The sequence below is a fragment of the Flavobacterium gelatinilyticum genome, assembly GCF_027111295.1.
Taxonomy (GTDB): Bacteria; Bacteroidota; Bacteroidia; order Flavobacteriales; family Flavobacteriaceae; genus Flavobacterium; species Flavobacterium gelatinilyticum.
This window is the reverse complement of the sequence record NZ_CP114287.1, coordinates 4,222,478-4,249,348: the sequence shown is the minus strand read 5'-3', so window position 1 is coordinate 4,249,348 and position 26,871 is coordinate 4,222,478. Positions and strand designations below refer to the sequence as shown.

The following is a 26,871-nucleotide window of genomic DNA, read 5'->3' as shown; positions in this document are numbered from 1 at the left end:
GAACGTCTCTTTAATATGTTTACAATTTGAAATTGGCTTTTTATCTTCCCATTAAAGCGCCAAGCATCGCAAATACGAAAAACAAACCATACAATGCAAGCATACAAATCATTAAGATTCCGATAAACTTATAATGCGATTTTAAGTATCCTAAAGAAGTACTCAAAGCTTCAGAATCATTTTCACTAAAAGCCCTTTTAATGTTCGAAGCAAATTTGAACAAATAGTAAACCGGAAAGAAATAAATAGCGGCGAAAGCCAAATAAAAAACGGCCATTATAGTTCCAAATGAACCGCCATACATTCCAAAGCCAGGTATTGAACTTCCTAATTGAGAAAAGATGGCTCCGGCAAATATGGCAAAGATTACAAAAAAGCCAATCCCAACAAATCCGAGGATAGACAAAAAGTAGGCCCACTTGCCAATTTCCTTCAAAAAATCTTTTGCAGATTGATCGAGATGCAGCTCGAATTTTTCAAATACTGAGGTTTCTTCCATTTTTAATAGTTTTTGGTTAAGAAACAAACATAAGAAAATATACTCATATTTTTCCAGACTATTTAACTATCTGAATGACATTTGAGTTAGAAATAATAACCTATGTTACATTGAAGACGCGCATGCCATTTATTATCAAACTCGTTGTACAAACTCCCTTGACTGCCTCCCAAAAAGGGATGATTATAACCGGCAACATATTCAACATATGTATACATCCCGTCTAATATTCTAAATAATACACCGTTTGTAAGCATATGCGTGGCATTCAGATTATACTTTTTTCCTAAATATCCGTATTCGCTGTAAAACGCTATTTCGTTTAATGATTTCCCTTTAAAAGGAATACTATATTGAGCTGATAAAGCATACACATTGGCTTTTGAAACCACGCGATAGGTATAATTAAAAGATCCGATATCTACATATTCTGAATTTGCTCCCTTGGGGTTAAACTCATATTTGTAAACTTCTGCCTTTATGCCCAGATTTTTATAATCCATATGATAATGCAAAGCAAAAGCATTTCGGCTTCCCATTTTATTTTCTACAAAGTTATACAGCTGTCCAAATTGTCCCGATGCACCTATTTTATGCGAAAAGTTATGTGTTTTAATTTTGTATACCAACTGCGCTGCAACCTGATTAATTTCTTTATTATCTCCTAACACACTTGCAGACCACTGATTATCCCTTAAATCAGGATCGTTTGTAAAGGTTTCCATTGCATTTTTCATAAAAGCAGCCTGCCAGTCCCAGTTTTTCCCTTTATGATGGTACTTTGCGCCCATACTATACTTTCCTTCAAATCCCAGTGCATATCCAATTCCTAAAAACCAACTGTATGAATTATAATCTAAGTTCCCAAAGGGACTTTGTACTAAACCTACCTGAAAATCATCTCCATTTTCAAAATCATAACCTATCCATCCTTCTTTCGGCATTGTACCTCCTGATACAGCAGGCATAAATCGCATATCAGCAAATACTTTAAACTTTTTATAAGAAGCATTTACGACCAAACCAAATAAGTCGAACCCAAATTCGCCTCCTTCTTTTCTTCTTGTTTCATTATAAAATTCATTTTTGTAATGCACTCTAAAAGCTCCGTTTATTGAAAATCTGGGCTTTTCAGAATCTGTTATCAGAGTATCCGCTTTTACATCAATAGCAGCTGCCTGAGAATAACCAAAATTATTTATAAATAAAAGGGTTAAAACTAACAGCATTTTACCATACTTATATTGCATAATTTTTCAATTAATTAAATTATAAAATCCTGATTGATTCAAGTTTCGATCAAAGGCATACAATCTTAGGACATGAAATGTAAGGGATACATTATGCCGTCGTTTTATTGTAAAATTGATTTAACACTTGAGGAAGAATAGCTTTCTGGTTTGAAAGCAGAAAGCTATTCTTAAATAAGAGAAAGAAAAACAGGAGTTTTATTTGAGATCTAACTTCTGCATTTCTTTTAGTGTATTTTCCAGCAGTTGTGGTAATTTGCCATACACTGTATCATTGATATAATTGTACTTTTTGTGAGCAGCTAAATCAGGAAGGAACTCTTCTTTTTCTTTTACCATATTTTTTACCGCAGTTTCAAAATCAGGGTAACACTCTACTGCAACTGCCGCACAAATAGCTGCACCTAAAGCAGCAGAACCACTCATTTCGTTACGAACAACCGGCATTCCGCTTATGTCCGAAAAAATCTGCATGAATAAATCACTGTTAGCACCGCCGCCGGATATAATAATTTTTTCAGGATTATGTCCTAGCGTTTTATTCATGGTTTGATAATGATTGTTTAAGGTGAACGCAATTCCTTCTAAAATAGCACGATAAATATGCCCGCGTCCCTGTTGACCGTTAAAACCTATCATAACTCCTTTTCTATAAGCCTGATATGCAGGCGCAAGCCAGTCTGGAATGATCATTAAACCATTGGATCCTACGGGAACTTTCAAGGCTTCTTCTTCTAAAATTTTTTCCGGTGAAACTCCTCTTTCTTTTGCTTTACTATTTAATTCTTCACCTATAAGATCTCTAAACCATGATATTAGCCACATCCCTCTTCTTACACCGCCACTTTCAAATAAATAACGATTAGGTATACAAGATAGATTTGTGAAATAATTATCATGCGGCGGTCTGTTTTCGCTGCCTACAACCATCGAGGTAATATAGGTTCCTAATGAGAATAATCCTCTGGATGAATCTATTAATCCTGCACCTAAGGCTTCAACCGCTTTATCATTTGCAGTAGCTACAACAGGAAGACCTTCCGGCAGACCTGTTACCTGAGAAGCAGCTTTAGTTACGGTTCCTAAAATAGTTCCGGGCATCTGTAATTTTAATAACTTTTCATTTGGAATTTTAAAGTTGTCCAAAACAGTTTTATCTTCAGACCAATTCCAGGTTTCCATATCTACAGGAAACTGCCACTGAAAAGCATTAGCAGCGGTATCTTTTAATTCTCCTGTCAGGCGATGTGTAATATATCCTGTTGTAGGACATGTATATGCAATTTCATCAGAATCCTCAAAAGTTTCATATGCTCTTACATCCATCCAGCTCATAACCGGAGCGGCCAGATTTCCATCTTTTTTCATAAACACCCTGCAACAGCGAATAGTACAGAGCCCAACACCTTTAATAAGACTGACATCGCCTTTGAAGTTTTTCATTAACCGAATCAGGGCCGTTTTTATACTATCCCACAAATCATCATCAGGATGTTCCACATATCCGGATTCTCTAAACATCATAGGCTTAAGAGGCTCAATTTCAGAATGTATTACCGCTCCTTTGGAACTTATAATATATACTTTAGTACTCTGAGACCCGTTATCGATTGAAATAAAATATTGCTCTTTCATAACAATCCGTTATTATCTCGTTAAGAATCCTCCGTCAACAGATAAAATATGTCCGTTTACAAACTGAGAAGCCTGACTTGCCAAAAATACAGTTGCTCCCATTAAATCTGCCACATCTCCCCAACGTCCTTCGGGAGTATGATCTACAATCCATTTATTTCGTTCCGGATTATCAATCGATGCCTGAGCTACTTTTGTTTTAAAATAACCCGGAGCAATTCCGTTAACTTGTACATTGTATTGTGCTAATTCATCACAATAAGCTTTTGTTAAACCCGCCAATCCGTGTTTGGTAGCCGAATAAGCAGGAGACCATTGTCCTCCCAAGAAAGAAAACAAAGAACAAATATTAATGATTTTACCGCTTTTTTGCGGAATAAAAAACTTTGTAACTTCAGCTGACATTTCAAAAGCGGCTGTTAAATTGATACTTACCATTGGATCCCATTCTTTTCTGCCGAAATTCAATACATCTGCAATTAAACAAATTCCTGCACAGTTTACCAGAATATCTACTGATCCTAATTTCTCTACACATTCTTCTACTATTTTTTTTGGTATTCCGTCCTTGGTAATATCAGCTTTCATATACACCGCTTTGCCTCCTTCACTTTCTATCAATCGATTGAAATCTGCGTCATCAGGCATTATACTTGGCATAAAAATATTTGCACCTGCTTTTGCTAAAGCTAAAGAAAAAGCCTGTCCTAATCCTGTATTTCCTCCTGTTACAATTGCATTTTTCCCTTTAAGAGAAAAATACCCCATGTTAAAATCTGTAATATCCATTTTTATATATTTTTTTATTTTTAGTTTATTCTTTTTGAGTTTCTCTTTTAAAAATTGTAACCACGCAAATCGCTGCTACTCCCAAAACTGCACTTATTATAAAATAGGCGTTGTATCCTTCGTTGGGACCAAATTTGTTAAAAACTATCGTACTGAAATAGGGTATAAAAATATCCGGCAGGTATCCTAAAAGAGAAATAAAACCTACGGCTGTTCCCATTATCTTATTATCTATCCTGCTGTCTCCCAATAAAGACCAATACGTGCCGCGGATAGCATAAACAAACGTTCCTCCCAGTATTATTAGAATATAGTAGATGTTAAAATTTGTTGTGGATGCAGGAAGTAAAGCAATACAGAATAAAGTAAGAGCTGCGCCGCTCAAAGAAAAAACCAGTGTTACACTCTTTCCTAATTTGTCTGCTAAAAAACCACCTAAAATTCCGCCAATTGGTCTCATCCATAGTACAATTACCATAATTGTATTTACGGTAACAGGAGTGATTTTAAGGTTTTTTTCCATAAAACCTCCATAATAATAAACTACCCAGGTTACTGAATATGAACAAAAGATTATGGCGCCCATTAAGTATACAAACTTGTTTTTAATGACCGAATTAACATCTTTAAAGTCAAAACCTTTTTCTGTCTGGGCATTATCATCTATCACTGAAAGTGCATTCTTAGCTGGCTTAGCTACTTCTTTTTCTACAAAAAAAGCAATCAGAATCCCTACAACAAGTAATACAGCCGAATACATATAAATAACATACTGAAGTGCATGAGTTTTATCTGCAAGGGTTTCTCCTTTTTCTAAAACATGAGAAAAAATAAACAATGCTGCACTTGCTAATATAGCTTCTACAACACCTCTTCCTCCATCGAGAAACCCAAAGAAACGTCCCTCTTCTTCGGGAGTAGACAACAACTTAACCAGTTTCATATGAGCTCCCCAGAACGTAAATACAGAAAACACGCCCCACAAAGAAAATATGCCTATAACAGATGTATAGTCAGGAATTTGAGCAAACCAAAAACCTCCAAGTGCTGTACCTAACAAAGAAAAAACAAGTAGATATTTAGCCGAAAATTTATCGCTTAATATACCGCTTGGGAAATATCCTAATATGAATATAAATCCCAAGACAGTATAAATAATATTAAGATCATCTAATCCTATTTTAAAAACAGATAAAATAGTTTCCTGATAATTTGTCCTTAAATAAATTAGTGGATAAATTGCTCCGGCAGCCAGCACTATGAGAATAAATTGAATATATCGTTTCATACTCTTAGTGTTTAAAGTCGTTATTATTTTTGATACTTTTCGCCTTCTGCCTGAGGAAAGATAGTTCCGAAATTCATGATTCCGTTAGGGTCAAAAACTTCTTTTAGTTTCGCAAGCATATAATAAGCACTTCCATGCTCTTCTTTTGTCCACTCATTTCTATACTTACCAATTCCGTGATGATGACACATAGAACCGCCAAGTTTTAAAGTTTCTTCGACAATAATTGTTTGTATAGGGTGATGGTATAAGCGCATTTCATCTTCAGGCTCACAATTGATGTTATAGTTATACACAAAATACATATTGGTTCCGTTGATATAACTGTGAGAAGAATGTCCGCCAAGCATAGTAATATCTTTACTTCGAGGGAATTCCTTTCGAATTCTTTCTATTACATTGTAGTAAATTTTTGTAACATTCTCCCAATCTGCAGATATTTCGGTTGTAAACCCATCATGAGAATTTTTAGTAATCATATCTTTTATTTCGTCATCTATGCGCTGCTGCGTCCAGTTAAGATGATTAAACCAATCAGAAATAAATTTAGAATCAACCTTTTCTATGATTCCGTTTTTATGTTTTTCAACTGCTTCTTCGATTCCGGCAGCGGTAGCTTTTACCATGTTTTCGTTTCCTTCTGCCATAAAAACTAAAACACATTGATTTTTATGGAAATGACTAAAATGCTGCGCCGCATCTTCTTCCGAATATACTCTCGCCACTGAAGGTTTGTATCCATTTGCCATAACTTCTCTTAAAATACTGACTCCTGTATCAATATCTTTAATTAAGTATCCAAAAAAACGGTTGTTTTCTGGAAAATATCGGTAAAGTTTAACTGTGACTTCCGTGATATAGCATAAGGCACCTTCGTTACCAATTGCAATATGTCTAATATCTGGGCCTCCTGCTCTTCTTGGTACATTTTTTATATGAGAAATATGTCCGTCAGGAAAAACACATTCTAATCCCGCAACCATGTCTTCTATAGCACCGTACAAAGTCGAGAATTGTCCGATACTACGAGTAGATACCAATCCTCCCATTTGTGCAACAGGTTTAGATTGAGGAGAATGCCCTGTCGTTAAATTATACTTACGAACTTCATCTTCTAATTTTTGCAAAACAACTCCTGATTGAGCTGTAGCCTGAAGGTTGTAAGGATCAATTTTTATAATCTTATTCAGATTTTTCCCATCGACAACTAAAGTCTGCTGCTTCCAGTTCTCCAATCCTCCTTCAGTTGACGTTCTGCCGCTTCTCGGGATAACATTAATTCCATTCGCATTACAATATCTCAGTATTTCGGAAACTTCCCCGGCAGATTCCGGATAAACGATTGCAACTGGAGCCGGGACATCTAAAACTTTTTTTGCTTTAGCATATTTCTTATACCTATCCGCCGATGCTTCATACAAATCATCCGGATTAAAATTTATCTGCTCTTGTTTAAGCATCTTCTTTAAATCGCTTAAGATCATTTCGTTCTCTTTCATTTTATATTAAACTTTTTTGATTAAAACACTCCTTCAACTTTGATTTTCTATTTCATTACACATATTAAATGCTAGTAAAAACAGAAACACAACTAAACGAATGTAAGAAATATATTTCAAATAAAACAAATATTTTCCATATTTTTGCCATACATGCATAAATATGGAAAATACAACGATAAAAATGATTAGATTGACGAAAATAAAAATGAAAACAAAAACTAAAATTGCAGAAAAAGGTGATATATACGTAATAAATCTACCTTCTAAAAGAAAGAAAAAGATCGATTTTAAATGAAAAATAAAACTACTGAAGAATTACAATATAACCTGGACATTGTAAAAAGAGATTTCAAAAATTGACAAAAAGAGGAAAAAATATTTGTTTTAAACAAAATGTAATACTTTTACTAAAACTATTAAGAGAAATGTATATTGTAAATAAAGAACTGCTCAATACACTGGAGAAAAACATTTATTCCATCTTAATCAATGAAATAAAGCAAAATAACACACTTTCTATCACAGATGCTGGTATCATTTGCAATTGTTCAGCTTCAAAAATTTCAAAATTTGTACAGAAGCTGGGATTTAAAAACTATAAGGAATATTTAGCTTTTATAAGCGGACAGATCTTTAGTGTAATTCCCGACGAAAACGAACGGTTACATAAATTTTTAGACGACTATAATGACGAAATTATAGATCAATTCACTTCACACATCCAGAAATTCGAAAAAATTATTTTATTTGGCTACGGACCTTCCTTTATTGCAGGGCAGTATTTTGAGTATAAACTACGAAACCAATTAGACATACCTATATGGGCCGTCGCCCATGAAACATCTATAATCGATTTGTTGAGTAAAAATAGTCTTGTCATTATTTTTTCAATAACCGGGCAGTTCAAATCTTTCACTGAACTTTACGATAATATAATTTCAAAAAACAGCAAAGCCGCCTTCATTTTAGAAGAAGGGCGCACCGATTTTTTAGAAAGGTACGATTACACCATCACCCTCAGCAATTTTATACAAAATCCAGAACTATTACCTCATGAAAAAACAAGAACAACTTTTTTTACTTTCATTGAAACTGTAATAAAAAAATTAGAAAACTCTTCATTTGAGAACACACTTAAATACAGAAAAAAAACTCAGCTATAAGATGTCTATAAAATTTTATTGTAAACCACAAAAGCAAACACCAAAACCTTAAAAAGAAGACTAGCACATTCCATAAAAAAAGATTTGCTCAGCTTATAGCAGCGATTACAGCTACTAATACACCATCACTCCCAATTTTGAGCTAGTTATAAGAAAAAACTAAGAAGATCTTATCCGATCTATTTTGAGGCAAAATAAAGACTTACACAGCACTCATATTAAAAAACAAATTTCCCCTATCATCTTCCATCTTTTGGGGTGTATATTCGTTATTTGAGTTCAAGTATTTGATAATTTTATAAAACAAAAAACCCTATCCATTATTGGATAGGGTTTTTGAAAAGAAAGGCGACGACATACTCTCCCACAAAACTGCAGTACCATCTGCGCAGGCGGGCTTAACTTCTCTGTTCGGGATGGGAAGAGGTGAGCCCCGCCGCAATAACCACCTTAAGGTTGTTAGTAATTAGTGTATAGTGCTTAGTAATTAGGTTTAACCTAGTCACTAGTTACTATCTACTAGTCACTGCTCTGCGTCGAGCTTATATTTTAACATACTGAGATAAAGAAACACAATAAGCATACTTTAGAAAGTTTCCTCCTCTCTCGTCTGGGACGAGAGAGGAAAAGGGTGTACATAAGCTTACGGATTATTAGTACTACTCGACTATGACATTACTGCCTTTACATCTATAGCCTATCAACGTGGTCATCTTCCACGATCCTTAAAAGAAATCTCATCTTGTGGTGGGTTTCGCGCTTATATGCTTTCAGCGCTTATCCCTTCCAAACGTAGCTACTCTGCGGTGCCCCTGGCGGGACAACAGATACACTAGAGGTTTGTCCAATTCGGTCCTCTCGTACTAGAATCAGATCCACTCAAATTTCTAACGCCCGCAGTAGATAGAGACCGAACTGTCTCACGACGTTCTGAACCCAGCTCGCGTGCCACTTTAATGGGCGAACAGCCCAACCCTTGGGACCTTCTCCAGCCCCAGGATGTGACGAGCCGACATCGAGGTGCCAAACCCCCCCGTCGATATGAGCTCTTGGGGGAGATCAGCCTGTTATCCCCGGCGTACCTTTTATCCTTTGAGCGATGGCCCTTCCATGCGGAACCACCGGATCACTATGCTCTACTTTCGTACCTGATCGACCTGTATGTCTCTCAGTCAAGCTCCCTTATGCCATTGCACTCTACGCACGGTTACCAAGCGTACTGAGGGAACCTTTAGAAGCCTCCGTTACTCTTTTGGAGGCGACCACCCCAGTCAAACTACCCACCAAGCACTGTCCCCCACATCGCGGGGTTAGGCCTCAGATAAACAAAGGGTTGTATTTCAACAATGACTCCACAACGCCTGGCGACGCCGCTTCACAGTCTCCAACCTATCCTACACATCATTTATCCAAGGTCAATACTAAGCTATAGTAAAGGTGCACAGGGTCTTTTCGTCCCACTGCGGGTAAACGGCATCTTCACCGTTACTACAATTTCACCGAGCTCATGGCTGAGACAGTGTCCAGATCGTTACACCATTCGTGCAGGTCGGAACTTACCCGACAAGGAATTTCGCTACCTTAGGACCGTTATAGTTACGGCCGCCGTTTACTGGGGCTTCAATTCAATGCTTCTCCGAAGATAACATCTCCTCTTAACCTTCCAGCACCGGGCAGGTGTCAGGCCCTATACGTCATCTTACGATTTTGCAGAGCCCTGTGTTTTTGATAAACAGTCGCCTGGACCTTTTCACTGCGGCCCCGATTGCTCGGGGCGACCTTTCTCCCGAAGTTACAGGTCTATTTTGCCTAATTCCTTAGCCATGAATCTCTCGAGCACCTTAGGATTCTCTCCTCAACTACCTGTGTCGGTTTACGGTACTGGTACTAACTACCTGAAGTTTAGAGGTTTTTCTTGGAAGCCCTTAGGCGCACTATCTCTTTGTCCGAAGACTCCGAGTACTATCGTATTTCACCAGTTCCTGCGCATTTTACTACAGGACCTATAGCTAGGTACTTCAACGAACTATTCCGTCAGTTCGCGGCGCTTTCATCACTCCGTCACCCCATCACAGTAATTAGTAGTACGGGAATATTAACCCGTTAGCCATCGACTGTCCCTTTCGGGTTCGCCTTAGGACCAGACTAACCCACAGCTGATTAGCATAGCTGTGGAAACCTTAGTTTTTCGGTGTGCGGGTTTCTCGCCCGCATTATCGTTACTTATGCCTACATTTTCTTTTCCAACCGGTCCAGCATACCTTACGATACACCTTCAACCCTGTTGGAATGCTCCCCTACCACTTGACTTACGTCAAATCCATAGCTTCGGTAATATGCTTATGCCCGATTATTATCCATGCTCGTCCGCTCGACTAGTGAGCTGTTACGCACTCTTTAAATGAATGGCTGCTTCCAAGCCAACATCCTAGCTGTCTGGGCAGACAAACCTCGTTCTTTCAACTTAGCATATATTTGGGGACCTTAGCTGATGGTCTGGGTTCTTTCCCTCTCGGACTTGGACCTTAGCACCCAAGCCCTCACTGTTAGTGAACATTATACAGCATTCGGAGTTTGTCAGGAATTGGTAGGCGGTGAAGCCCCCGCATCCAATCAGTAGCTCTACCTCTATATAACTTTATAACTAACGCTGCACCTAAATGCATTTCGGGGAGTACGAGCTATTTCCGAGTTTGATTGGCCTTTCACCCCTACCCACAGGTCATCCGAAGACTTTTCAACGTCAACCGGTTCGGTCCTCCACTGTGTGTTACCACAGCTTCAACCTGCCCATGGGTAGATCACACGGTTTCGCGTCTAACACTACTGACTAAAGCGCCCTATTCAGACTCGCTTTCGCTGCGGATCCATACCTGAAGTACTTATCCTTGCCAGCAGCGTTAACTCGTAGGCTCATTATGCAAAAGGCACGCCGTCACCCCACGAAAGGGCTCCGACCGCTTGTAAGCGTATGGTTTCAGGATCTATTTCACTCCGTTATTCACGGTTCTTTTCACCTTTCCCTCACGGTACTGGTTCACTATCGGTCTCTCAGGAGTATTTAGCCTTAGCGGATGGTCCCGCCAAATTCAGACAGGGTTTCACGTGCCCCGCCCTACTCAGGATACCGCTATCTATTACACTTGTTACCCATACGGGGCTGTCACCCTCTATGGCGTTCCTTTCCAGAAACTTCCGGTTCCTTGTGCATAAAATGTCGCGGTCCTACAACCCCAATGATGCCGTAACAACATTGGTTTGGGCTAATCCGCGTTCGCTCGCCACTACTTACGGAATCACTTTTGTTTTCTTCTCCTCCGCCTACTTAGATGTTTCAGTTCAGCGGGTTTGCCCACCTATCGGTGTGTTATATCTTCAATATAACGGGTTGCCCCATTCGGATATCTGCGGATCAATCTGTGTGTGCCAGTCCCCGCAGCTTTTCGCAGCTTATCACGTCCTTCATCGCCTCTGAGAGCCTAGGCATTCCCCATACGCCCTTATTTTGCTTATTGTACCAATCTCATTATTACAATGAGACCGTTTTTTTTTGTTTTCTGTCTTTGTATTTCTACTATAACAAAAAACGCTTTCTACTTTCTTATTATTTTCTTATCTCAATATGTCAATGAACTTTTTCCCTATTTATCGGGATGGTGGAGAATAACGGAGTCGAACCGTTGACCTCCTGCGTGCAAGGCAGGCGCTCTAGCCAGCTGAGCTAATCCCCCATTTTAATTAAAAATTAAAAATCGTGAATTAAAAATTATGAACTTTTGATCCTTTAATCTTTCAACTTCTAAAATTTCCTTTTTTTTATTAAGCTAACAGTCTTTTTTAATTTTTAATTCTTAATTTTTAATCAAGAAGCTTAAAAAAGTAGTCCCGGGCAGACTCGAACTGCCGACCCCTACATTATCAGTGTAGTACTCTAACCAGCTGAGCTACGAGACTCTGTTTTACTTAATTCTTTCATTTTTTTAAATTAACAGCAAGAGTAATACAATCTCAGATTCAGAACCTCAATTTCCTGCATCTTATTTCCTAAGCGTGCTCATTAAAGCTAACACTAAGGCTCTAGAAAGGAGGTGTTCCAGCCGCACCTTCCGGTACGGCTACCTTGTTACGACTTAGCCCTAGTTACCAGTTTTACCCTAGGCAGCTCCTTGCGGTCACCGACTTCAGGCACCCCCAGCTTCCATGGCTTGACGGGCGGTGTGTACAAGGCCCGGGAACGTATTCACCGGATCATGGCTGATATCCGATTACTAGCGATTCCAGCTTCACGGAGTCGAGTTGCAGACTCCGATCCGAACTGTGACCGGCTTTATAGATTCGCTCCCTCTCGCGAGGTGGCTGCTCTCTGTACCGGCCATTGTAGCACGTGTGTAGCCCAAGGCGTAAGGGCCGTGATGATTTGACGTCATCCCCACCTTCCTCACAGTTTGCACTGGCAGTCTTGTTAGAGTTCCCGACATTACTCGCTGGCAACTAACAACAGGGGTTGCGCTCGTTATAGGACTTAACCTGACACCTCACGGCACGAGCTGACGACAACCATGCAGCACCTTGTAAACTGTCTTGCGAAAGATCTGTTTCCAAATCGGTCAGTCTGCATTTAAGCCTTGGTAAGGTTCCTCGCGTATCATCGAATTAAACCACATGCTCCACCGCTTGTGCGGGCCCCCGTCAATTCCTTTGAGTTTCAAACTTGCGTTCGTACTCCCCAGGTGGGATACTTATCACTTTCGCTTAGCCACTGAACTTGCGCCCAACAGCTAGTATCCATCGTTTACAGCGTGGACTACCAGGGTATCTAATCCTGTTCGCTCCCCACGCTTTCGTCCATCAGCGTCAATAAATTAGTAGTAACCTGCCTTCGCAATTGGTATTCCATGTAATATCTAAGCATTTCACCGCTACACTACATATTCTAGTTACTTCCTAATAATTCAAGTCCAGCAGTATCAATGGCCGTTCCACCGTTGAGCGATGGGCTTTCACCACTGACTTACAAGACCGCCTACGGACCCTTTAAACCCAATGATTCCGGATAACGCTTGGATCCTCCGTATTACCGCGGCTGCTGGCACGGAGTTAGCCGATCCTTATTCTTACGATACCGTCAAGCTGATTCACGAATCAGTGTTTCTTCTCGTACAAAAGCAGTTTACAATCCATAGGACCGTCATCCTGCACGCGGCATGGCTGGTTCAGACTTGCGTCCATTGACCAATATTCCTCACTGCTGCCTCCCGTAGGAGTCTGGTCCGTGTCTCAGTACCAGTGTGGGGGATCTCCCTCTCAGGACCCCTACCCATCGTAGCCTTGGTAAGCCGTTACCTTACCAACTAGCTAATGGGACGCATGCTCATCTTTCACCGTTGTGACTTTAATTACATCCCGATGCCGGGTCGTAATACTATGAGGTATTAATCCAAATTTCTCTGGGCTATCCCTCTGTGAAAGGCAGATTGCATACGCGTTACGCACCCGTGCGCCGGTCTCTGCTTCCGAAGAAGCATACCCCTCGACTTGCATGTGTTAAGCCTGCCGCTAGCGTTCATCCTGAGCCAGGATCAAACTCTTCATCGTATATTTTTATATTATTATGCGATGCAGATTCTATCGGTTCTTCTCGAATCTCTCAATTCTATTACTCTTATTTTTTATGTCCCGAGTAATCGGGACAGCTGTCAATTCAATATGTCTACGAACGTATTCTTTTAATCTTTATCGCTTGTTTCTCAAAGCGGGTGCAAAACTAAAAATTCTTTTTGTTTCTGGCAAGAAAAATTTAAAAAATTTTGAAACTTTTTTTTCGTCTCGTTTTCTAATCTCTCTTATCAATCTCTCAAGGAACTTTCCGTGTTTTGCGGGGTGCAAATGTAAAAAGCATTTTCAAATCTCACAAGCTTTTTTGAATCTTTTTTTTCAAGAAATTTTCTTCCTCTCTTAATTCAAATCCTTGTCAGTATTTCGAAGAGCGTTTTTCGCTGTTGCGGGTGCAAAAGTAGAACCTTTTTCCGCTTAAACAAGCTTTTTTCAAGAGTTTTTTTAATCTTTTTTCTCTCTTTTTCTTAACTAACTGATAACAGCATTTTTACATTTTAATTATTTTGCATATTATGCAGGATTTTTCCTCTTTTGTTACCTTTTTTATTATTTTGGAATGGTTTCAGACCCTCGATTTTGAGGAGTTCTTATTCTTTTGATCTCTTTTAAGGTGATTCTTTATCTTTTTAAATCCCGTCTTTTTCAAAATAACTATTATCAAAACTCATTTCACAGATCCGATAGAAGCCAAAATCCTTTTCCAGCCGGCGTTCGGAGCTTAAAGATTGAAGCGTATAGCGGGATAAAGCCCCTTATTAAATCTGAAATTCCAAAAAAAAGCTTCAACTCCTATCAGCCGGAGAATTTACACTTATTATATATATGTATAAAAAAACAAAAAACGGCAGGTTTTAAAAACCTGCCGGGTTCAGAACTAAAATCATCCCTAACATAGCGTAAGAGCAAATTATACTTAATATATACATTTTCAAAAAATCGACATCCAAAAAAATCGAACACAATACAGATTACCCCTTTCACATTACAACAAACAACCACACATAACACCTCACAGAAAAAAAGAACCAACAACCACAAATCTAACGTCAGATTAAGAACAAAACTCCTAAGAAACAAAAACTCATTTTTACACAAATAAAAAAACCACCACATTTCTGTGATGGTTTTCTTTTTTAGAGCCGATAGAGGGACTCGAACCCACGACCTGCTGATTACAAATCAGCTGCTCTAGCCAGCTGAGCTACATCGGCCTATTTTACGAGTGCAAAGATAAAATTGTTTTTTAATATTCCAAAAATATTTTAACACCTCTCTCTATAATTAAAAAAACCACCACATTTCCGTGATGGTTTCCGTTTTTTTTGAGCCGATAGAGGGACTCGAACCCACGACCTGCTGATTACAAATCAGCTGCTCTAGCCAGCTGAGCTACATCGGCGTCATTACGGGTGCAAATATAAAGCGGTTTTTTGTTTTGCCAAAATAAATTTGCACTTTTTTACACTTTTTTTTGCTTAAAGTGCGTTGATTTTTTCAATCAATTGATTAGCAGTTTGTTCTAATTCAACATTGATTTGTTTAAAGTGTGCTTTTTTATTTTCAACGTTCTTTGCGTTAACTTTTGTAATCAAAGTATCAAATGCAGCGATAGCTTCATCGATTAAAGCATTCGTTTCCGGAGTTGGATTTCCTGTTGTAGACATCTCAAACAAGTAAACTGCCTCAATAATATCTCCTAATACGAAATTGATGTCTTTCTTTAAATTTTTAACGTTTGCCATTTTTATTATAATTTTAATTTGCGTCTGCAAAAGTACATATTATCTTTAGAATATGTGTTAAGAAATGTAAATTTCTAAAATAGAAGCTTTTCCACTCAAAACAAATGAATTTATTGCTGCAGGAACTAACACTGTGTCTCCTTGTATATATGTTTTTATGAATCCATTATATTCGATTTCAAAAGTTCCTTCGATACACATATATACTGTAAACGTTTCACCTGATTTAGAAACTTCTACTTTATTTTCTAACGGAATAAAATTGGTGGTAAAGTAAGGACAATCAACCACAACATTAGATGTATTGTTTTTTGAATCGTATTTCTTCTGAGTCTCTACTTTATTATAGTTAATAGCATCAAGTGCCAGATCGACATGAAGTTCTCTTTTGTTTCCTTGTGCATCTACACGGTCAAAATCATACAAACGATATGTAATATCTGATGTCTGCTGAATTTCGGCTACTACTAAACCTGCCCCAATGGCATGAACTGTTCCGGTTTCTAAAAAGAAAACATCGCCTGCTTTTGCTTTTACATCATCAAGAATTGAAACTAACGTGTTATCATTTAAATGTTTCAGGTATTCTTCTTTGCTTGAATCTTCTTTAAATCCAACAATAATTCTGGCATCTTTATCAGCCTGCATTACATACCACATTTCTGTTTTACCAAAAGAATTATGACGTTCTTTTGCTAATTTATCGTTTGGATGAACCTGAATTGAAAGATCTTCACGTGCATCTAAATATTTAAAAAGCAACGGAAATTGTTTTCCGAAACGCTCGTAAACTCTTGTCCCTAATATTTCATTTGGCACTTCATTAATAAGCTCCATTAATGATTTGCCTTTTAAATCTCCGTCGGCAACAACGCTGACATCTCCTTCTACTGTAGATAATTCCCAGCTTTCACCGGTAATATTTGAAGTAATTGGTTTGTTTAATAATGTTTTTAATTTTTCTCCACCCCAGATTCTTTCTTTAAGAATTGGCTCAAATTGAAGCGGATACAGGTTTTCTGGTTTCATAATTTTAAGTTTTCGGCTAATATCTATAATTAATTAAACATGATGTTATACTTTACAACACTAATTCTTTTATTATTTCCAGCGCTTTCGGAATATGTCTGGCAGCATTCATACTGTCAAAAATATAAATAACTACTCCGTTTCTGTCAATAATATATGTTACTCTCCCCGGAAGAAGTCCAAAAAGATTGTTTCTGACACCAAAAAGATGTCTCAATCTTTTATCTTCATCTGAAAGTAAGATGAAAGGCAGTTTGTGTTTGTTTGCAAATTTATGATGCGATTTTACGCTGTCGGCACTAATACCAATTACTTCTGCTCCTAAATCTTTAAAGTCTTCATACTGATCTCTAAAACTGCAGGCTTCAGTAGTGCAGCCCGGTGTATTATCTTTTGGGTAAAAATAAATCACCAGTGGTTTTCTGCCTAAAAAACTTTTGCTTTCAAAAACTTCTCCGTGATTATCTTTTGCAGTAAAATTCGGAACGATATCTCCTATTTTTAATGACATTCTATTATTCTCCTTTATAAGTTACAAAATTGCGGTCTGTTTCATTCAGTACAACTTCAAGATCGAAGTCAGGCTGAATTCTTCTTCTAATTTTATTCCATATCACAACGGCAATATTTTCGGCTGTTGGATTCAAATCCTTAAATTCCGGAACATCCAGATTCAGGTTTTTATGATCAAACGGAATTTCTACTTCATCGAGTATAATATCCGCCAATACTTTGACATCTAATACAAAACCAGTTTCCGGGTCAATTTGTCCTGTAACGCTGACAGTTAAACCATAATTATGACCATGGAAATTAGGGTTGTTGCATTTTCCAAAAACAGCATTGTTTTTTTCGGGCGTCCAATCCTTCCTGTATAATCGATGTGCAGCATTAAAATGTGCTTTTCTTGATATGGTTACTCTCATTTAGGTTTTGGTTGATTTGTTATAATTTATGGTCTTCCAGATAATGATCAAATTCATCAAAAATTATCTTAAACCATACAGTATATATTTCAGGCTGTTTTTCAATATCAGCTTTTACATCTTCGATACTCATCCATTTCCAGGCTTCTACCTCATCGGGATTTATTGCAGGCTGATCATTGTAATATCCAATCATAACATGATCAAGTTCATGCTCAGTTAATCCGTTATCGAAAGGTGCTTTGTATATAAAATGAAAAAGTTCTTTCAATTCGGCTTTAAAGCCCATTTCCTCAAACAGTCTTCGGGTTCCTGCTTCAATATTGGTTTCCCCTTCCCGCTGGTGGCTGCAACAAGTATTTGTCCACAGCAAAGGTGAATGATATTTATGATGTGCACGCTGCTGCAGCATTATCTCATTTTTATCATTTAAAATAAAAACCGAAAAGGCGCGGTGCAAAAGTGCTTTCTCGTGCGCTTCCAATTTTGGCATCAAGCCAATCTGTTCGTCGTTTTCGTTAACTAATATTACGTTTTCTTCTGTCATAGGGCGTATTGAATTAACAAAAATACGAAAAAAGAAATGGCTATAAAATCCTGTAAAACATTGTGAAAAGTTTAACTTGTTTACTTTTCTTGCAATATTTTGATTTTCAACAAAATGAACATTCTTCCCGAAATAAAAATCCTTTAAAAATAAGACAGAAAATCTGCAAAAGCTTATTTTACGTAAATAATAAAAAGTTAAAACATACTTAAATATATCTGAATTGTAATTTTGATGCTGTTTTGGAGAAAAATGTCATCGTATCTTTGAAAATCAGATTAATGCACCCAAAAGTTTATGAAAACAAAAAACCTAATTTTTAGTCTTTGCTTTATGCTGCCTCTTTTTATTTTTCAGGCATGTGGACAAAACACGAAAAAACAACCTGCTAAAACAACGGTTATGGAAAATAAAATCGCTAAACCCGGAAATCCCTATTATTCTAATACCGATACAACAAAATTAAATGTAAGCAATGCCGAATGGAAAAAGGTTTTACCCGCAGATGTTTATGCTGTAATGCGTGAAGCCGATACCGAAAGACCTTTTACGGGTAAATATTGGAACACTGACGAAAAAGGAACTTATTATTGTGCTTCGTGCGGAAATAAATTATTTAGATCGACTGCCAAATTTTCAAGCAGTTGCGGCTGGCCGAGTTTCTTTGAACAGGAAAACAAAAAAAGCATTGTTTTTAAAGAAGATAATTCTCTTGGAATGGAAAGAATCGAAACCCTCTGCGGTCGTTGCGGAGGACATTTAGGACATATTTTTGATGATGGTCCTGAACCAACCGGAAAACGTTACTGTATGAACTCGATCGCTCTCGATTTTATTCCCGACACTAAATAATCCACAAATGAAAAATATATTTTTAATCTGCCTTTTTGCTTTATCGTTAAGCGGATTTTCACAAAATAAGAAAGCTTCAAATCTGGAAACGATCACTCTTGGCGGTGGTTGTTATTGGTGTGTTGAAGCGGTTTACGAAAATCTTGACGGAGTAAAATCTGTGGTCTCGGGTTTTTCGGGTGGAAAAACTGTAAATCCGAGTTATGAAGAAGTCTGCACCGGTACAACCGGTCATGCCGAAGTTGTTCAGATTACCTATGACAAAAACGTAACTAATATTAATGAAATCTTCAAAGTCTTTTTTACCGTTCATGACCCTACAACATTAAATCGTCAGGGTGCAGATGTTGGAACACAGTACCGTTCTGTAATTTTTTATAATAATGAAGAACAGAAAAAAGCAGCTCAAAACATTATAACAGAACTAAACAAAGCAAAAGTTTACAACAGTCCTATTGTGACAAAAGTCGAGCCGTTTTCAAAGTTCTACAAAGCCGAAGATTACCATCAAAATTATTATGCCAACAATAAAAATCAGCCGTATTGCAAAATGGTAATCCAGCCCAAACTGGAAAAGTTTGAAAAAGTTTTTAAAGACAAACTCAAAAAGAAGAAATAATTCGAATTAACGTCCACATTCCTGTGGGCGTTTTTTTTGCTGCAAATTCTACAAATCTGCACGAAGCTTTTCTTTATTCAACAAATCAGCACAATTTGTGTAATTCACGACAGATCTCTTTATCAGATTCAATTTATATTTTTCGTACTTTGCGGTGTCAAAAAACCAATAACCATTAATAAAAAACTAAAAAAATGAAACAATTCTTTGTATTGTTCGCTTTCTTATTTACGTTTTCTCAGATTCATTCTCAGGAAAATCTTCCAACTGATTATCTTTCGAAGGAATTTCACCAGGAACGCCGTGAGGCTTTTCGAAATTTAATGCCGGCTAATTCTGCTGCAGTTGTTTTTTCTTATCCTGAAAGGGTTTTCTCAAAAGATATTAATTACAACTATCACGCAAATCCGGATATGTATTATTTAACTGGTTATAAAGAACCAGATGCTGTTTTACTGCTTTTTAAAGATCCGCAGGGAGCAGAAAAATATACTGAAGTCCTTTTTGTGAGAGAGCGAAATGCTAATCGTGAGATGTGGACAGGAAGGCGATTGGGAATTGAGGGTGCAAAATCGAAACTTGGTTTTAAAACGGTTTATAACGGAAAGGACTTTAAAGATTTTGTCGTTGATTTTAAAAAATTTGATACTTTAATTTACGATAAAATTCCGACTGACCTTGAAATCAACAATAGTTCTGATAATTTGTATTCGTTATTGCAGACTTTTAAAAATAAAGCGGGAATTATAAAAGAAAATGAAACTTCTCTAAATCTCTTTACTAATATTACAAGTTCTCTTCGCGAAATAAAAACTCCCGAAGAGCTTGTTATGATGCGTAAAACGGTTAAACTTTCCTGTATCGCACACAACGAAGTTATGAAAGCAATTGGTCCGGATATGAGTGAAAACGAGGCTGACGGAATTCACGCATATGTTCACAGACATTACGGCGCAGAGGGAGAAGGCTATCCGCCAATTGTTGGCGCGGGAGCAAACGGATGTATTTTGCATTATGGAGAAAACAATGCCACAAAAATTGATAACCAATTATTATTAATGGATGTTGGTTCTGAATATCACGGTTATTCTGCAGATGTTACGCGAACTATTCCTGCAAACGGAAAATTCACGGAGGAACAAAAAGCAATTTATCAATTGGTTTATGATGCGCAGGAAGAAGTTTTTAAAATCTGCAAGGAAGGAACTCCGTTTCAGGATGTGAACAACAAAGCAAGAGAAGTTATTGCTGCGGGTTTGATAAAACTAGGAATCATTACAGATGTCCGAGATGTGCGAACATATTATCCGCACAGCTGTTCGCATTTTCTTGGTTTAGATGTTCACGACAAAGGAAATTATATGGGGCCTCTAAAAGAAAATATGATTATTACGGTTGAACCTGGAATTTATATCCCGGCAAATAGCAAATGTGACAAAAAATGGTGGAATATTGGGGTTCGTATCGAAGATGATATTTTGATTAAAAAAGATTCTTATGAAAATCTATCGATAGATTCTCCTAGAAAATGGCAGGAAATTGAAGCTTTGGCCAAACAAAAAAGCACTTTTAACGATATGAAATTCCCTAAAATATAGTTTTCATTTTTTCTGCTACGGATTACTAAAGGATTTTAAAATAAACCTAAATCTTTAATCTGCAGCTGTAAAAAGTACTTTCAAAAGCCTCTGTTAATTTTTTAATAGAGGCTTTTCATTTTTTCCGAACTTTACATTCTTAAATTAATTAAAAATGAAAGCACTTACCTTTTCTACTTTTGGAGATTCAGATGTTTTAGAATATATAGATATTCCAAATCCACAGTTAAAAAGCGATGAAATTTTAGTCGAAATGAAAGCCATCGGGTTAAATTTTGCCGATGTTTACCGAAGAAAAGGAAATTATCACCTAAAAGGAAATCCTCCTTTTATTGCCGGTTATGAAGGCGCAGGAATTGTAGTTAATGCCAACAATCATCCGGAATATAAAATTGGTGATCGTGTGGCTTTCGCCGATGCTCCTTTTGCAAATGCAGAATTGGTGGCAGTTAACATCAATCATGTGCTCCCTCTGCCGGAAGCAGTCTCCTTTGAAACTGCCGCTTCAGTTTTACTACAGGGTTTAACAGCACATTATTTAACAACCGACAGTCATAAGACCAAAGAAGGTGAAACAGTATTAATTCATGCCGTTGCAGGCGGGGTTGGTCAGCTTTTGACTCAAATTAGTAAACTGTTTGGTGCGAGAGTTATTGGTTTAACCTCATCTCCTGAAAAAGCAAAAATTGCTTTTGAACAAGGCGCAGACGATGTTTTTCTTTACAATGAAAACTGGAAAGCCAAAATTTTCAAAGTGAATCCGAAAGGTGTTGATGTCGTATATGACAGTATTGGAAGCACTTTGAAAGATAGTTTTGAAGTTACGAAAGAATGCGGTCAGGTGGTTTTCTTTGGAATGGCGGGTGGTGATCCTGAACCTGTAGATCCAAGAATGCTTATGGACGGTTCTAAAACTTTGACGGGAGGCGATTTATGGAGCTATTTAATTTCTAAAGAAGAAAGAATTAAAAGAGCCACTCAATTGTTCAGTTGGATTGCTGATGGAAAAATTAAACTTTCTGAACCAACATCTTTTAAATTATCAGAAGGAAAACTGGCGCATGATTTCTTAGAAAGCAGAAAAAGCACCGGGAAAATTATTTTGATTCCGTAAAAATATCTGAGCGTGTCTGTTATCAGTTTTCAGTCTCGGTTTCACCGTAATCTTGTCATTTCGAGGAACGAGAAATCTTCACAAGCAGCTCTACAAAGATTGATGAATCTAGAAGTGGAGTTTCTTACGAAGATTTCTCGTTCCTCGAAATGACAAACTATGGCTCAAACTTACAATCGGTCAATCTCTACTTTAGTTAATTCTGATAATTCTAAAATCCTGCTTACATCATTTTTATTGGCTAAGAAAAATAAATAATTATCGCCATTTGTATTGTAACTCATTAATTCCAGGTTGATCTTTTCTAAAGCTGACTGGATATATGGGAACAAATCATGACTATATGTTTCATCCGGATAATCAAAACTCCAGTCTTCGCCCATCATTTCAGAAATAAAATATTCTGCATCTTCGGGATCAAATTTCCAGTCGCTGTTCCGGGCATCGATACTTTCAAAAAATTCAAAATGACTTTCGACTACATCATAATAATCTTCTTCAGGTTTCTTGAAGTTTTTGAATAGTTTTTTAGATTCCTTTTGAAGTTCTTTTTCTTCGATATTTCCTCTTGAAACTAGCCTGATAAATTCCTGAAAAATATTTTCGGTTACTTCTTCAAATTCTACTAAATTTTCATTTGAAGGAAGTTCAACTGTCTTTGGAATTTCAATATTTAAATACTGACAGATTCCCTGCAGAACAATTTTAAAATCCCGAACCCCTATTTCCTGGGTTTCATTTTTCGGATTATTAAAATCCAATAACTCTGTATCTAATAATCCTTTGGTATAATCTGTAAAATGAGTGCCTGAATACAATATTTTGAAATCGTTTATTTCGAGACTGTTAGAACAGCAGAATAAAATCACAAAATTATTCATTGTACGCTTAAAGTACTGTTTCGCTTCTTTTGTTGGTTCCGAGTAAAACTGGATATGAATGTAATCATACTCTAATCCTTCTTCAATCATTTCAGGAGTAAGAGTTCCAATATCAGCCTTTTTATAAAGCTCATTTAAAACTTCATACGAATTATTAAAACCCGCTTTTTTAATTTCTCCTTTTGCTTCATCATGATCAAATGAACCGGGAAAGTAAAATAAATTAACCCAGACATGATCCTGAATTCCTTTTACTTTAAATTCAAGACTTCCCTGCTGATGATACAAATAAGAATAAATAGGTTCAATAATATCAAAAGAAATTATCGATTTTGGATCGTTGTTACGTCCAAATAAATTTGAAAAGAAGCTCACCATTAGTCAATTATTAAAATTCATCTTTCAGCATATGAACCAAAAGAATGCAAACATAAACAAAGCTTTTTACTACAAAAAACTATTTTAAAGATTCGGCAATCATCAAAGCACATTTTTCACCGTCGATTGCTGCAGAAATAATTCCTCCGGCATAACCTGCTCCTTCTCCACAAGGATATAATCCTTTGATCTGCAAATGCTCTAAAGTCATAGGATCTCTTGGAATTCTAACCGGCGATGAAGTTCGGCTTTCCGGTGCATGCAAAATAGCTTCGTTGGTTAAATAACCTCGCATTGATTTTCCAAAATCCTGAAATCCCTGACGCATAATCTGTGTTAAGAATCCCGGGAAAACCTGTCCCAATTCGACCGAAGTTGTTCCGGGAACATAAGAGGTTTTTGGAATATCTGCTGAAACTTTGCTTTTGGTAAAATCGATCATTCGCTGTGCAGGAACTTTTTGCGTTTCCCCTGCTAAATGCCAGGCTTTTTGTTCGATGCTTTTTTGAAATTCCATTCCGGCCAAAGCGCCAAATTTTGCAAAAGGTTTAAAATCTTCTAATTTTAATTCGACTACGATTCCTGAATTTGCTGTAGACTGATCTCGTTTAGACGGCGACCATCCATTTGTAACCACTTCGCCAGGACTTGTTGCACAGGGTGCTATAACACCACCCGGACACATACAGAATGAATACATTCCGCGTCCGTTAACTTGTTTTACAATAGAATATGGTGCCGGCGGTAAATGTTCACCACGATAATCACAGCTGTATTGAATGCTGTCGATTAATTCCTGAGAATGTTCTGCACGAACTCCTAAAGCAAAAGGTTTTGCTTCTATTAAGATTTTCTTTTTATCTAATAATTCAAAAATATCACGTGCTGAGTGTCCTGTTGCCAGGATCAATTTATTGGCGTGGATTTTATCTCCGTTCTGCGTTACGATTCCTTCAACTTCATTATTCTTTACCAAAATATCGCTGACACGGGTTTCAAATAAAACCTGACCTCCAAATTCTCTGATTTTATTTCGAATATCTTCTATAATTTTTGGCAGTTTATTGGTTCCGATATGCGGATGTGCTTCCACCAAAATATCTTCGGAAGCTCCAAAAGCAACTAAAAGTTCCAGAATTCGGGTTACATCTCCGCGTTTTTTAGAACGAGTGTATAATTTACCGTCTGAATAGGTTCCGGCTCCGCCTTCTCCAAAACAATAATTAGAATCTTCGTTTACGATATGTTCACGATTGATGGCTTTAAGATCACGTCGGCGTCCACGAACATCTTTTCCACGTTCAAGCACAATTGGTTTCAAACCTAATTCAATTAACTGCAAGGCGGCAAAAAGTCCTGCCGGACCAGCGCCCACAACAATAACTTCCTGCGCTTTCGAAACGTCTTGGTAGTTCGGAAGTTCTGGTTTGATTTCCTGAAAAGATTCGCCCTTTAAATAAATAAGTACTTTTAAATTGATCTTAATCGCTTTTTGACGCGCATCAATTGATCGTTTTAAAATGGAAACGTGCTGGATTTCCTGCGAAGAAACTTTAATCTGTTTGGATAAATAGTCTTTAAGCAGTAATTCGTTTGAAGCAATTTCCGGTGATACCTGAAATAAAAGTTCTTTTGGCATTTTATCTTATTTATTCTATTAGCTTTTCTTTCTATGAAAAGAAGCAGCAAAAGTAGTATTTTGAAATGATATTTTATCTTTACTATAAAATTTGCACGCAGATTACAGCAGATTTTCAACATAAAGCATTATCATAGAGACGAACAGCAGTACGTCTAACATATTCTAGGATATACGTTGCGTAGACGCACTGCAGTGCGTCTCTACGTAAAAAATCTTAGAACCTCAGCATCTCACAACCTTAGAACCTTAAAAAAAGACTTTGTACCTTTGTTGCTCTGAACCTTTGCAACTTTAAAAAAATGTCTAGAAAAATAAAACTAATTTGGGATTTCCGCGGGCCAGCTGCAGCCAAAACTGCCGAGCATCACGAAATTCATTTGAAGGAATATATCGCAATTGAAAAATTACCTTTAAATATTACAGGATTTAAAATCGTAAACGATATGCATGCCATAGCATTCATGGTTGTAACCGATGAGAATATGATTCTTGTAAGAGATGCTTTGAAACCGCATAGAGGAGAGATTTATACTGAATAAAACACCAATAAAAAATCCAAATCCCAATCAGTAAACTTGGGATTTGGATTTTACTTTATTACTAAAAAATTCAAGATTTGTATTATTTTAAATCTATTCTGTAATCACTGAAAGTATAAGTATTGTCGTTTTTTCCATTAAGTTTAAGACTTTTAAACTCAACTTCTTCTTCACTTTTAACATCATAAATATATTCATCTGTTCCTTGTGAACTATTCGATACTTCAAAAAACTTTCCGTTTTCTGTCCACCACTTTCCGTTTTCGGTAAAAGTTTCCACTTCGCAATTTTCTTTAGCAGTAAACATTATCACATAAGTTCCATCTTTAAATCTTTGTTGTATCCAATGTTTTTCAACACCTTCAATCTGAGAATCTTTTTCAAATCCTTTCCAGATACCTATCAACTTAGAATCTTGCTGCTTCTTTGTGACAGAAAAACTAACAATAACAATGGTCAATAACAAAAGTCCAAATACTTTAAGATATTTACTCTTCATAATCAATCTACAGGAATTTCGATGGTTTTTATATAATCAGATAAAAACATGAACATAAAAGAGTCTACCTGTTTATCTGCTTTAAATTCAGCTTCTTTTTTCTTTAATGCTTTATTTTCTCTCTTCTTTTTGGTATTATTATCCAAATTCAAGGCTGGATCATTTTCGACATCTGTCATCATCTCCTTAAACTCTTTTGCCTTCTGCTTATATTCTTCTGTTGTTTTAAAATATTTGAAATAATTTATTTTGAAATTTTGAAATTCTTCACCGGTCATTTCCTTGGACTTCATTTTCATTCCTTTTTCAACTTCAATCAACTTATAATTCTCATAAAGAGAGCTATATCCCATATGAACATATTGGAGCATTTTACCTGAAGGACAGATTAGTAACCCCGAATAAAAACTACAGTCAAAATTTTGATTTTCTCCAAAAATATCTTTATAAATCGACACTAAAGAATAATCTCTTTTACCATTCTCATCATTATATTCCTCTTTATAAATATTTTCAACAACTAATTTCCCATTCAAAAATTTAAAATATGCGATATAACCTCTCCAATTAGCACTGGAAATATTAGTTCTTAATTTTTCTGGGAATGGATGGTCTTTAAAATAATCATCCAATGGATTGGATTGAATCATTAAAGTATCCCTATCAACAATCAAATAATCAGGAACTTGAGCAGTTGCAAAAGATTTATTTACTGTAAACAATAAAAAGAAAACAAAAAACAGCTTATAACATTTCATAGAAT

The 26,871-nt window shown here is 36.8% G+C and carries 21 protein-coding genes, 4 tRNA genes and 3 rRNA genes; 6 read left to right on the top strand and 22 right to left on the bottom strand.

Annotated elements, in window-relative coordinates; genetic code table 11:
• Positions 1 to 40: 40 nt before the first annotated feature.
• The 6 genes from OZP11_RS18240 to OZP11_RS18215 all read right to left on the bottom strand — a co-directional run bounded on the left by OZP11_RS18240 (position 41) and on the right by OZP11_RS18215 (position 6,960).
• Entirely contained in the window at positions 41 to 499 is a 459-nt protein-coding gene (locus OZP11_RS18240; protein ID WP_281231940.1) for a DUF5362 family protein, read from the bottom strand.
• Between the two features lie 86 nt (positions 500 to 585).
• Entirely contained in the window at positions 586 to 1,749 is a 1,164-nt protein-coding gene (locus OZP11_RS18235) for a hypothetical protein (protein WP_281231939.1), read from the bottom strand.
• A 198-nt stretch (positions 1,750 to 1,947) separates the two neighbouring features.
• Entirely contained in the window at positions 1,948 to 3,384 is a 1,437-nt protein-coding gene (locus tag OZP11_RS18230; protein ID WP_281231938.1) for an FGGY-family carbohydrate kinase, read from the bottom strand.
• A gap of 12 nt (positions 3,385 to 3,396) precedes the next feature.
• Entirely contained in the window at positions 3,397 to 4,173 is a 777-nt protein-coding gene (locus OZP11_RS18225; protein WP_281231937.1) for an SDR family oxidoreductase, read from the bottom strand.
• A gap of 25 nt (positions 4,174 to 4,198) precedes the next feature.
• Entirely contained in the window at positions 4,199 to 5,461 is a 1,263-nt protein-coding gene (locus OZP11_RS18220) for an MFS transporter (RefSeq protein WP_281231936.1), read from the bottom strand.
• 23 nt (positions 5,462 to 5,484) lie between these two features.
• Positions 5,485 to 6,960: an FAD-binding oxidoreductase gene (locus tag OZP11_RS18215; protein WP_281231935.1), complete on the bottom strand. Its 1,476-nt coding sequence runs from the start codon at positions 6,958 to 6,960 to the stop codon at positions 5,485 to 5,487.
• A 428-nt stretch (positions 6,961 to 7,388) separates the two neighbouring features.
• On the opposite strand from OZP11_RS18215, the gene OZP11_RS18210 reads away from it, so the two are divergent.
• Positions 7,389 to 8,126 carry a MurR/RpiR family transcriptional regulator gene (locus OZP11_RS18210; RefSeq protein WP_281231934.1) on the top strand — a complete coding sequence of 246 codons (738 nt, stop codon included), beginning with the start codon at positions 7,389 to 7,391 and terminating at the stop codon, positions 8,124 to 8,126.
• A 343-nt stretch (positions 8,127 to 8,469) separates the two neighbouring features.
• Here the strand turns inward: OZP11_RS18210 and rrf are convergent.
• The 12 genes from rrf to idi all read right to left on the bottom strand — a co-directional run bounded on the left by rrf (position 8,470) and on the right by idi (position 17,986).
• Positions 8,470 to 8,579 (bottom strand): 5S ribosomal RNA (gene rrf, locus OZP11_RS18205).
• A gap of 180 nt (positions 8,580 to 8,759) precedes the next feature.
• Positions 8,760 to 11,641: ribosomal RNA gene (locus OZP11_RS18200) — 23S ribosomal RNA — on the bottom strand.
• Positions 11,642 to 11,780: 139 nt separating this feature from the next.
• Positions 11,781 to 11,857, bottom strand: a tRNA-Ala gene (locus OZP11_RS18195).
• 149 nt (positions 11,858 to 12,006) lie between these two features.
• Positions 12,007 to 12,080 (bottom strand) — tRNA-Ile (locus tag OZP11_RS18190).
• A 127-nt stretch (positions 12,081 to 12,207) separates the two neighbouring features.
• Positions 12,208 to 13,721 (bottom strand): 16S ribosomal RNA (locus OZP11_RS18185).
• Together the 16S, 23S and 5S rRNA genes with 2 tRNA genes alongside form the textbook arrangement of a ribosomal RNA operon.
• Positions 13,722 to 14,879: 1,158 nt before the next feature.
• A tRNA-Thr gene (locus OZP11_RS18180) sits at positions 14,880 to 14,953 on the bottom strand.
• A gap of 114 nt (positions 14,954 to 15,067) precedes the next feature.
• Positions 15,068 to 15,141, bottom strand: a tRNA-Thr gene (locus tag OZP11_RS18175).
• Between the two features lie 76 nt (positions 15,142 to 15,217).
• Complete coding sequence (locus OZP11_RS18170) at positions 15,218 to 15,484, bottom strand: hypothetical protein (RefSeq protein WP_012022371.1); 267 nt, start codon at positions 15,482 to 15,484, stop codon at positions 15,218 to 15,220.
• 57 nt (positions 15,485 to 15,541) lie between these two features.
• On the bottom strand, positions 15,542 to 16,513 hold the full coding sequence (locus OZP11_RS18165; RefSeq protein WP_281231933.1) for a type I phosphomannose isomerase catalytic subunit: 972 nt from the start codon (positions 16,511 to 16,513) through the stop codon (positions 15,542 to 15,544).
• A gap of 52 nt (positions 16,514 to 16,565) precedes the next feature.
• Positions 16,566 to 17,024, bottom strand: coding sequence for a peroxiredoxin (locus OZP11_RS18160; protein ID WP_281231932.1), 459 nt, complete (start codon positions 17,022 to 17,024; stop codon positions 16,566 to 16,568).
• A 4-nt stretch (positions 17,025 to 17,028) separates the two neighbouring features.
• Positions 17,029 to 17,439 carry a 6-pyruvoyl trahydropterin synthase family protein gene (locus OZP11_RS18155; RefSeq protein ID WP_281231931.1) on the bottom strand — a complete coding sequence of 137 codons (411 nt, stop codon included), beginning with the start codon at positions 17,437 to 17,439 and terminating at the stop codon, positions 17,029 to 17,031.
• 19 nt (positions 17,440 to 17,458) lie between these two features.
• Positions 17,459 to 17,986, bottom strand: a complete 528-nt coding sequence (idi, locus tag OZP11_RS18150) for an isopentenyl-diphosphate Delta-isomerase (RefSeq protein ID WP_281231930.1) — start codon at positions 17,984 to 17,986, stop codon at positions 17,459 to 17,461.
• Between the two features lie 297 nt (positions 17,987 to 18,283).
• Here idi and msrB point away from each other — a divergent pair, with 297 nt between their 5' ends.
• The 4 genes from msrB to OZP11_RS18130 all read left to right on the top strand — a co-directional run bounded on the left by msrB (position 18,284) and on the right by OZP11_RS18130 (position 22,169).
• The gene (gene msrB / locus OZP11_RS18145) at positions 18,284 to 18,838 is read left to right on the top strand and encodes a peptide-methionine (R)-S-oxide reductase MsrB (RefSeq protein ID WP_281231929.1); all 555 of its coding nucleotides are present in this window, start codon (positions 18,284 to 18,286) and stop codon (positions 18,836 to 18,838) included.
• 7 nt (positions 18,839 to 18,845) lie between these two features.
• Entirely contained in the window at positions 18,846 to 19,457 is a 612-nt protein-coding gene (gene msrA, locus OZP11_RS18140; RefSeq protein WP_281231928.1) for a peptide-methionine (S)-S-oxide reductase MsrA, read from the top strand.
• Between the two features lie 194 nt (positions 19,458 to 19,651).
• Entirely contained in the window at positions 19,652 to 21,055 is a 1,404-nt protein-coding gene (locus tag OZP11_RS18135; protein WP_281231927.1) for an aminopeptidase P N-terminal domain-containing protein, read from the top strand.
• Positions 21,056 to 21,209: 154 nt separating this feature from the next.
• Positions 21,210 to 22,169, top strand: a complete 960-nt coding sequence (locus OZP11_RS18130; RefSeq protein WP_281231926.1) for a quinone oxidoreductase family protein — start codon at positions 21,210 to 21,212, stop codon at positions 22,167 to 22,169.
• A 170-nt stretch (positions 22,170 to 22,339) separates the two neighbouring features.
• On the opposite strand, the gene OZP11_RS18125 is transcribed toward OZP11_RS18130, so the two are convergent.
• Together OZP11_RS18125 and OZP11_RS18120 are read right to left on the bottom strand one after the other, a co-directional pair.
• The gene (locus OZP11_RS18125; RefSeq protein ID WP_281231925.1) at positions 22,340 to 23,428 is read right to left on the bottom strand and encodes a DUF6630 family protein; all 1,089 of its coding nucleotides are present in this window, start codon (positions 23,426 to 23,428) and stop codon (positions 22,340 to 22,342) included.
• Between the two features lie 79 nt (positions 23,429 to 23,507).
• Entirely contained in the window at positions 23,508 to 25,067 is a 1,560-nt protein-coding gene (locus OZP11_RS18120; RefSeq protein WP_281231924.1) for an NAD(P)/FAD-dependent oxidoreductase, read from the bottom strand.
• 302 nt (positions 25,068 to 25,369) lie between these two features.
• On the opposite strand from OZP11_RS18120, the gene OZP11_RS18115 reads away from it, so the two are divergent.
• Positions 25,370 to 25,609 carry a hypothetical protein gene (locus tag OZP11_RS18115; RefSeq protein ID WP_281231923.1) on the top strand — a complete coding sequence of 80 codons (240 nt, stop codon included), beginning with the start codon at positions 25,370 to 25,372 and terminating at the stop codon, positions 25,607 to 25,609.
• Positions 25,610 to 25,691: 82 nt separating this feature from the next.
• On the opposite strand, the gene OZP11_RS18110 is transcribed toward OZP11_RS18115, so the two are convergent.
• On the bottom strand, positions 25,692 to 26,108 hold the full coding sequence (locus tag OZP11_RS18110; RefSeq protein WP_281231922.1) for a hypothetical protein: 417 nt from the start codon (positions 26,106 to 26,108) through the stop codon (positions 25,692 to 25,694).
• A gap of 2 nt (positions 26,109 to 26,110) precedes the next feature.
• Positions 26,111 to 26,866 (bottom strand): hypothetical protein, encoded by a 756-nt coding sequence (locus OZP11_RS18105; protein WP_281231921.1) that lies wholly within the window; start codon positions 26,864 to 26,866, stop codon positions 26,111 to 26,113.
• Positions 26,867 to 26,871 lie beyond the last annotated feature (5 nt).

What these genes read in the sequence shown, in the direction of transcription:
- OZP11_RS18225 (WP_281231937.1), bottom strand. Translation starts at nt 4,173, where the DNA reads ATGGATATTACAGATTTTAACATGGGGTATTTTTCTCTTAAAGGGAAA.
- OZP11_RS18170 (WP_012022371.1), bottom strand. Translation starts at nt 15,484, where the DNA reads ATGGCAAACGTTAAAAATTTAAAGAAAGACATCAATTTCGTATTAGGA.
- msrA (WP_281231928.1), top strand. Translation starts at nt 18,846, where the DNA reads ATGAAAAATATATTTTTAATCTGCCTTTTTGCTTTATCGTTAAGCGGA.
- OZP11_RS18165 (WP_281231933.1), bottom strand. Translation starts at nt 16,513, where the DNA reads ATGAAACCAGAAAACCTGTATCCGCTTCAATTTGAGCCAATTCTTAAA.
- OZP11_RS18120 (WP_281231924.1), bottom strand. Translation starts at nt 25,067, where the DNA reads ATGCCAAAAGAACTTTTATTTCAGGTATCACCGGAAATTGCTTCAAAC.
- OZP11_RS18230 (WP_281231938.1), bottom strand. Translation starts at nt 3,384, where the DNA reads ATGAAAGAGCAATATTTTATTTCAATCGATAACGGGTCTCAGAGTACT.
- OZP11_RS18160 (WP_281231932.1), bottom strand. Translation starts at nt 17,024, where the DNA reads ATGTCATTAAAAATAGGAGATATCGTTCCGAATTTTACTGCAAAAGAT.
- OZP11_RS18220 (WP_281231936.1), bottom strand. Translation starts at nt 5,461, where the DNA reads ATGAAACGATATATTCAATTTATTCTCATAGTGCTGGCTGCCGGAGCA.
- OZP11_RS18105 (WP_281231921.1), bottom strand. Translation starts at nt 26,866, where the DNA reads ATGAAATGTTATAAGCTGTTTTTTGTTTTCTTTTTATTGTTTACAGTA.
- OZP11_RS18210 (WP_281231934.1), top strand. Translation starts at nt 7,389, where the DNA reads ATGTATATTGTAAATAAAGAACTGCTCAATACACTGGAGAAAAACATT.
- OZP11_RS18155 (WP_281231931.1), bottom strand. Translation starts at nt 17,439, where the DNA reads ATGAGAGTAACCATATCAAGAAAAGCACATTTTAATGCTGCACATCGA.
- OZP11_RS18215 (WP_281231935.1), bottom strand. Translation starts at nt 6,960, where the DNA reads ATGAAAGAGAACGAAATGATCTTAAGCGATTTAAAGAAGATGCTTAAA.
- OZP11_RS18115 (WP_281231923.1), top strand. Translation starts at nt 25,370, where the DNA reads ATGTCTAGAAAAATAAAACTAATTTGGGATTTCCGCGGGCCAGCTGCA.
- OZP11_RS18240 (WP_281231940.1), bottom strand. Translation starts at nt 499, where the DNA reads ATGGAAGAAACCTCAGTATTTGAAAAATTCGAGCTGCATCTCGATCAA.
- OZP11_RS18110 (WP_281231922.1), bottom strand. Translation starts at nt 26,108, where the DNA reads ATGAAGAGTAAATATCTTAAAGTATTTGGACTTTTGTTATTGACCATT.
- OZP11_RS18135 (WP_281231927.1), top strand. Translation starts at nt 19,652, where the DNA reads ATGAAACAATTCTTTGTATTGTTCGCTTTCTTATTTACGTTTTCTCAG.
- idi (WP_281231930.1), bottom strand. Translation starts at nt 17,986, where the DNA reads ATGACAGAAGAAAACGTAATATTAGTTAACGAAAACGACGAACAGATT.
- msrB (WP_281231929.1), top strand. Translation starts at nt 18,284, where the DNA reads ATGAAAACAAAAAACCTAATTTTTAGTCTTTGCTTTATGCTGCCTCTT.
- OZP11_RS18130 (WP_281231926.1), top strand. Translation starts at nt 21,210, where the DNA reads ATGAAAGCACTTACCTTTTCTACTTTTGGAGATTCAGATGTTTTAGAA.
- OZP11_RS18235 (WP_281231939.1), bottom strand. Translation starts at nt 1,749, where the DNA reads ATGCAATATAAGTATGGTAAAATGCTGTTAGTTTTAACCCTTTTATTT.
- OZP11_RS18125 (WP_281231925.1), bottom strand. Translation starts at nt 23,428, where the DNA reads ATGGTGAGCTTCTTTTCAAATTTATTTGGACGTAACAACGATCCAAAA.